The organism is Vibrio marisflavi CECT 7928 (assembly GCF_921294215.1).
GTDB lineage: Bacteria > Pseudomonadota > Gammaproteobacteria > Enterobacterales > Vibrionaceae > Vibrio > Vibrio marisflavi.
Genome location: NZ_CAKLDM010000007.1, coordinates 1 through 3,180, shown reverse-complemented (window position 1 = coordinate 3,180; position 3,180 = coordinate 1). Strand labels below are relative to the sequence as shown.

The window sequence follows — 3,180 nt, the reverse complement described above, 5'->3', positions numbered from 1 at the left end:
TTACCATAATAGGAATAATGAACACCGATTTGAATTTTGCAGAAACCAAAAACAAACAAAACATGAATATGTCAGTAGAATAGTATTGAACATTTTACTGGTGTGCGAACCCAGATTTAGAAATAAGAACGGCTCCTCTAGGGAGCCGTTCTTGTGTTGCTTAGTTACTTAGATTTAAATACTTGGTACAACTTTGCTAGTGCAGTTATTACTGCCGCAATTGCAAACAAAAATTCTGGGCTCATCCCCTCTCCTTTAATTGAAATTGAAAGTTTTAAGTGCCCTGACTAGGGAGTTACATTACTCAACAAGATTTGCCTATCTTGAAAGCTCATACGAAGCGCCACACTTCAAGCTTGAATAATAGCTAGATATTATAAAATCCTAAATTCAGATGCAAAAACGTGCTTTATGATTTTGTGGATGGTTTTTTATGATTGATTTTGTTGATAGCAACAAAAAACCGCTCAAAAGAGCGGTTCTAATGCGATTCATTGTCAGGGCGAATCTTAAATCCAATTAAAGGAGTTCTTTATAGTGCGAAATTGGCGGTATCACACTCGACATAGATTGGCTATCTATGCCGACAAGGCGAAAAATTTTCCTATAAAGCGAAAAACTTTCCTTTGTACAGAAATTCTAGACTGAATTTGATCTCGATTTCAATATTAATCTTCACACATATAGCATTTTAAAATCTTGTACTTACAATGTACACTAATTGTAGCTACAACAGATGCTTAGCTCTTAGATGGGTGTTATTGAAAGTTGGTACTCAAAAAGTGCCAATATATTTTGCTTTTTCATATCACAGTGTTTATCTGCCCCCCTATTTACCATAAGTGCACTTAGTGCGAACTCAGATTTAGACGTAAGAACGGCTCCCGATTGGGAGCCGTTTTTTTAGCACGAAGGAAAAATGGAGGGAACTTCATGCTTAATGATAGTTTAGTCAGTAGTGTTTTTCTATGCCGGATTTAACGTAACGGCACTTAGTGCGAAGTACAGTGTTTCGGTAGAACAATGATTTTTGAAAGGTCGCGATAGCGGCCTTTTTTTGCCTGATAGCAAGAAAAGCGAAGGGAAATTGCGAAGTAAAGTATTGAGGAGTAAGATTAACTCTAGATAAAACAAAGCCCGAATCTTACTAATCAACTTGGCGGTAGATATAAGAATTCAGGGCTAAATGCTAAGGTAATTTTAACACATGGATAGACAAAGACAATCCACACATAACCGCCATAAGTGCAGTTATGTGTGAAAGCTAAACAATCAAACGCTCTTCAACTCGAACTAATCGAGACGCTTCCTCATAAGCCGTATTGTACCGATGAACTTGGTGTCACCTACATACGCCCCAAAAGCACTGCGATTAAGAAAAAATATCTGCAAGTGAACCAACCTACGTTGGTCACTTACCTTGTCTTGATATTGATCGACAAGGCGGTGTGTTGGCTTGGTACGACAACGATCTTCCAACGCCATATTGGACGTCAAAGAACCCAGAGAATGCACACGCACACATTGCGTATCGCTTGAAAGTTCCATTCTGTACGTCTGATATCGCGCATAGTGAACCGACCCGCTACGCTGCTGCGATTGAATCCGCGATGATTGAGCGTTTGAAAGCGGATCGTGGATTCGCAGGACTACTGACGAAAAATCCACTACATCCACATTGGCAAAATGAGTTTTGGACAGAGTACGAATACACACTCGATGAACTGGCGGAATACCTCGATCTGAAAGGCCATCCGTTACGTGGTAGCGAAGTATCAGGTCTTGGTCGCAATTGTGAGTTGTTTGATACGGTTCGTCAGTGGAGCTATAAGGCGATCCGAGAATTTTGGGCACCTAACTACAAGCGTCAGTGGAATTCGGCTGTCTACGACCAAGTGGAAGCCATTAATGCCCAATTTAAAGTGCCCTTGCCCGTTTCAGAAGTGAAAGCGATAGCGAAGTCGATCGCTAACTGGACGTATCGAGAGTTCACGCCTGAAAAGTTCCGTCAAAGCCAAGCTAAGAAAGGGGCGAAAGGCGGAAAAGCTTCAAAAGGCGGTGGTAGACCTATTAGTGAATCTAGTGAAAACCAACAAGAACCTTGGTCAAAGCTTGGAATTAGCCGAAGAACTTATTACAACTGGAAACAGTCAGGAAAGATTTAAAAGTTGCACTAAAACAAGCCTTATCAGATAACAGCCCTTTTTTGGGGCTTTTTTCTTTTCATATCATAAGCAAAAAATCTTATTGAGCGCGGAGCGCAAACTTTCCACTTGCTCGATCTTGTCTGTCGATTGTGTGTAAAACTATGGGCAGTTTACTGTCCTAGTTTTTCCACATGAGGCTGTACGCGTTATCCTCGTCTGTCCTATGGTTTTTTGAATCACGACACTGCAATTCTTCGCATCAAACGCCGCTAGGCTACCGTTTTTTTCTCAATAAATATAAAAAACACACCCTCAAAAATAACGCACAGCTAAGCTTTTATGGCCCCCGAAATGCCCCTACACCCCTCGCAAGATTGCATCTTGATATAAGTGGTTGTCTGCAAAGGAAAAAATCCGTTAAAAAAATTTTCAGAAAATGAGTTAAAGTGATGTCGTTTTTGTACTACATTTGTCACCAAATGTGGTGACAATCTGTGTATGCGCTATTTTTCAATAAGTTATCTTTTTTGGTGACAAATGTACGCCATTTTGTCACCACTTTGTACTCCGTCTAAGTAATTGAAATTATAGCTTTCTCTGTTTTTGTGCTCCAAATGTCACCAAGCGTGTTGACAATTGTACTCAGCACAAGTGGAGTGAACAAAACCAACTGGTGACAAATGTACTCCGTTATTTTCGTGTGATTGAGAAGTATTGAGGTTTTTTATCGCTTCCAAAAATGCAAAGCTGACGCACTCACTTCGTTTGTTTGTCGGATCGTGTTTATTCATGAAATAACTTCGTTCATTTCACGAATAAACACGATCTCAAATCGAAGACTTTCGGTTATGGGTGTTACGGTGTGATATTTGGGTGAGTTAAAAAGACGTTAATTCGAGCTGTAAATCGCGCTAAAAGCGTCACAAACTTTCAGAGTGGTTCTAAGCGTTGTTGGGTGGTTAGGTTGTTGAAAATGAGCTTGAAGGGCCTCTGAAGGCTTCTGAGAGGCGTTTTAGCTGGCTAACTGAGCCAT

At 40.3% G+C, this 3,180-nt stretch carries 1 protein-coding gene and 1 pseudogene; both read left to right on the top strand.

The window, feature by feature from the left end; all coding sequences use genetic code 11:
• Positions 1 to 1,245: 1,245 nt before the first annotated feature.
• A pseudogene (locus L7A31_RS22340) lies at positions 1,246 to 1,679 on the top strand (replication initiation protein); the annotation flags it as partial.
• A gap of 120 nt (positions 1,680 to 1,799) precedes the next feature.
• Positions 1,800 to 2,165, top strand: a complete 366-nt coding sequence (locus L7A31_RS22335) for a primase C-terminal domain-containing protein (RefSeq protein ID WP_494338366.1) — start codon at positions 1,800 to 1,802, stop codon at positions 2,163 to 2,165.
• Positions 2,166 to 3,180: the final 1,015 nt, after the last annotated feature.